Source organism: Pseudomonas sp. P5_B2 (assembly GCF_056400445.1).
The window spans coordinates 1-4,095 of record NZ_JBFULH010000369.1; the positions used below are offsets into that span (position 1 = coordinate 1).

At 59.7% G+C, this 4,095-nt stretch carries 3 protein-coding genes; all 3 read left to right on the top strand.

What is annotated here, in order from left to right; genetic code table 11:
• The coding region (locus tag AC1DRJ_RS20560) for an aldehyde dehydrogenase family protein (RefSeq protein WP_477803759.1) at positions 1 to 417 on the top strand (417 nt) is incomplete at its 5' end.
• A gap of 174 nt (positions 418 to 591) precedes the next feature.
• A complete protein-coding gene (locus AC1DRJ_RS20565) occupies positions 592 to 2,160 on the top strand; it encodes a purine-cytosine permease family protein (protein ID WP_477803760.1) in 1,569 nt (522 codons plus the stop codon).
• Positions 2,161 to 2,162: 2 nt separating this feature from the next.
• Positions 2,163 to 3,851 carry a choline dehydrogenase gene (betA, locus tag AC1DRJ_RS20570; RefSeq protein WP_477803761.1) on the top strand — a complete coding sequence of 563 codons (1,689 nt, stop codon included), beginning with the start codon at positions 2,163 to 2,165 and terminating at the stop codon, positions 3,849 to 3,851.
• Positions 3,852 to 4,095 lie beyond the last annotated feature (244 nt).

The window sequence follows — 4,095 nt, forward strand, 5'->3', positions numbered from 1 at the left end:
ACCGGCAAGCAGGAAGGCGCCGAACTGGTCTTCGGCGGCCAGCCTGTCGATGGTCCAGGTTTCTTCGTCGAGCCGACCATCTTCGCCCATTGCCGCAACGACATGCGCATTGTCCAGGAAGAGATTTTTGGCCCGGTGCTGGTCACCGCACCGTTCGACGATGAGGAAGAGGCACTGGCCCTGGCCAATGACTCGCTCTACGGCCTGGCTGCGGCGTTGTACTCCAATGACCTTGGCAAAGTGCACAGCCTGATCCCTCGGTTGAAAGCCGGTTCGGTCTACGTCAACGCCCACGGCACCCTCGACCCGTCGATGCCGTTCGGTGGCTACAAGCAGTCCGGATTCGGCAAGGACCTGGGTGCCGAGCAGCTCGATTATCTGCTCGAAACCAAAGCCGTCTGGATCACGCTGCCCTGAGTCATGGCTGACTCAAACCTTGTGGGAGTGAGCCTGCTCGCGATGGCGCAATGACAAGCGCTGCTGTAGCGACTGATTAGCCCTCATCGCGAGCAGGCTCGCTCCCACAAGGGAGTCGTTCACCCGAAAGAATGCAGTTATCTCGTCATGATCTTCCAAAAATAAGAGTACATCATGAATACTGACGCCAAAGCCGCACCTAGCGTGTCGCTCCTCGACGGCAAACCTGTCGTCGAAAGCCATTCGATCGACTTCATCCCAGAAAACGAGCGCACCGACAAATTGTCGAGTCAAGGCCCGTTCTGGTTCCTCGGCAATTTCACTTTCTTCACCATGACCATCGGCTTCGTTGGCCCAAGCGTCGGCCTGACCGCGCTCTGGACCACACTCGCCGGCACGCTGGGCATTATGTTTGGCACCCTGTTCATGGCGTTCCATGGTTCGCAAGGCCCACACCTTGGCTTACCGCAAATGATCCAGTCGCGTGCGCAGTTCGGCTATCGCGGTGTGATCCTCGTGCTGCTGGCGACGCTGTTTGTGTTTGCCGGGTTCAACATCGTCAACCTGGTGTTGATGATGCAGGGTTTGCACACTTTATTCGGGTTCGAACCCTGGGTGATCGCGGTGGCGGTGACGGTACCGGCGGCGATCCTCGCGATCCTCGGTCACGACTGGATGCACCGCAGCTTCAAATGGGCGTTGTACCTGTCGCTCCCGCTCTACGGCCTGGTGACACTGGCGGTGATGATGGGTTGGGTGCCGGATGCCGTGTTGCCGGCACTGGCTGCCGGTGAAGTAGCTCCCGCGCCGCTGGGCTTCAACTGGACCGGTTTCATCGCCCAGTTCGCTGCGGCGGCCAGTTACAACATCGCCTACGCCCCGTACGTCTCCGACTATTCGCGTTACCTGCCGAAGAACACCTCCAGCGGCAAGCTGATTGCCGTGGTGTTTCTCGGTGCCTCGTTGTCCRGCGCGTGGATGATTTCGGTGGGTGGCTGGCTGGCCGATCACCTGCATTCCACGGATGTACTGGTCGCCCTCGGGCAAGTCGGCAACACCGTTTCGCCACTGATGGGCACGGCGGTGGTGGTAATCACGATCCTGGCATTCTTGCCGGTGATCGCGATGAACATCTACAGCGCGAAACTGACCACGCTGACCTGCGTCGATTCCATCATGCACATTGAGCCGACCACCAAGGCGCGCATCCTGGCGATTGGTTTTGTGATCCTGCTGCAACTGGGCGTGGCCCTGAGCATCCAGAGTTCGGGCAAAGGCTTGTCGGTGCTGGGGATCTATCTGGTGGTGATGCTGTACTTCCTGGTGCCTTGGACCTCGGTCAACCTGACTGACTACTTCTTCGTGCGCAAGGGCCGCTACGCCATCCCGCACTTCTTCATGCCCCACGGCAACATCTACGGCAGCTGGGGCCTGCGTGGCATCGCCGCGTACGCCATCGGTTTCGTGTCGATGATCCCGTTCTTCTACATCTACGACGGCGTCGAGCAGCGCGAAGTGTATGTCGGCCCGCTCGCCAGAGCATTGGGCAGCATCGACATCGCCTGGCTGGTCGGGCTGATCGTTTCGGGGCTGGTGTACTACTGGTTCAGCCGCTCGATTGACCTCAAACGCGAAGAAACCGTCATCCAGCACATCGAAAAAACCTCTCCGCAATACACCACTGGCGACTCGTTGACCTTTCGCTCGACGCCTGTTTTCAACGAATCGGAAGCCGGGAGATAACCATGGCTACGCAAAAATACGACTACATCATCATTGGTGCCGGCTCCGCCGGTTGTGTGTTGGCCAACCGTTTGAGCGAAGACCCGGCCACCTCCGTTCTGGTGCTGGAATTCGGCGGCAGTGACCGCAGTGTGGTGATCCAGATGCCGAGCGCGTTCTCGATCCCGATGAACACCAAGAAGTACAACTGGCGCTACGAAACCGAGCCAGAGCCGTTTCTCAACGGGCGGCGCATCCACTGCCCACGCGGCAAGGTGCTGGGTGGATCGTCGTCGATCAACGGCCTTGTCTATATCCGTGGCCACGCCTATGACTTTGACGAGTGGGAATCGCTCGGTGCCCAGGGCTGGGGCTATCGCAATTGCCTGCCTTACTTCAAACGGGCAGAACATTACGAAGAGGGCGGCGACGGCTATCGCGGCGGCACCGGGCCGTTGCACACCACCAACGGCAACCACATGAAAAACCCGCTGTATGGGGCGTGGGTGGACGCCGGTGCCGAAGCTGGTTACATCAAGACCGAGGACTGCAACGGCTACATGCAGGAAGGGTTCGGCGCCATGCACATGACGGTGAAAAACGGCGTGCGCTGCTCCACGGCCAACGCTTACTTGCGCCCGGCCATGGGCCGTCCGAACCTGACCGTGATCACCCACGCGATGACCCGGCAGATCATCATGGAAGGCAAGCGCGCCGTCGGCGTCATGTATGACCACAACGGCCAGACCCATCAGGTTCATTGCAACCGCGAAGTACTGATTTCCTCGGGGCCGATCGGATCGCCGCACCTGTTGCAACGCTCCGGAATCGGCCCGGCCGAAGTCCTGCGCAAAGCCGGGATCAGCGTGCGTCATGACTTGCCTGGAGTAGGGGAGAACCTGCAGGACCACGCCGAGGTGTACATCCAGTTCGGCTGCAAGGAGCCGGTGACCCTCAACAGCAAAATGGACCCGCTGAGCAAACTGATGATCGGTTTGCGCTGGCTGCTGTTCAAGGACGGACTCGGCGCCACCAACCATTTCGAGGCCGGTGGTTTCATTCGCTCGGACAAGGGCTTGCGTTGGCCTGACATTCAGTTCCATTTTCTGCCAGCCGCCATGCGTTACGACGGCAACAAGCCGATCAAGGGCCACGGCTTCATGGTGCTCACCGGGCCGAACAAACCCAAGAGCCGCGGTTATGTGCGCGCCCGTTCGGCTGACCCGTACGAGCATCCGCAGATCCAGTTCAACTACCTGCAACGCGAAGAGGACCGCGAAGGCTTCCGCCGCTGCATCCGCTTGACCCGGGAGATCATTGGCCAGAGGGCAATGGACCGTTTCCGCGACGGCGAAATCGCCCCAGGAGCAGAGCTGACCAGCGATGAAGAGCTCGATGCCTTCGTGCGGGAAAACCTCGAAAGCACCTACCATCCGTGCGGTTCCTGCCGCATGGGCGAGGACGACATGGCGGTGGTCGATTCCGAGTTGCGCGTGCATGGCATTGCCGGGTTGCGCGTGATCGACTCGTCGGTGTTCCCGACCGAACCGAACGGCAACCTCAACGCACCGACCATCATGCTCGCCGAGCGGGCCAGCGACCTGGTGCGCGGGCGCAACATGCTGCCGGCCTCCGATGTGCCCGTCGGGCTGGTAGAGGATTGGGAAACCAGCCAACGCTCGACGCTGCCGGGACGCAACGTCCGGGTTTAATAGCGTCGTGTCTTGCTCAGGAACAGTCAGATCGACGCAGTGTCGGTCTGGCTGTTTTTTTGTATTAAAACCAATGGCTTAAGGGGTTAGTACGACGGTAACAACCTTGTCTTGCAGCGTCTCCTATACTGATCCGCGTCAGCAGTTTCAACACCGATCCTGAATGCCGTTGGAAACGTACCCGATTCCGACGGTTTTTCCCTACGACCCTCAGTAAGGAGAACGAAGATGGCTATCCGTATAG

What these genes read in the sequence shown, in the direction of transcription:
- betA (WP_477803761.1), top strand. Translation starts at nt 2,163, where the DNA reads ATGGCTACGCAAAAATACGACTACATCATCATTGGTGCCGGCTCCGCC.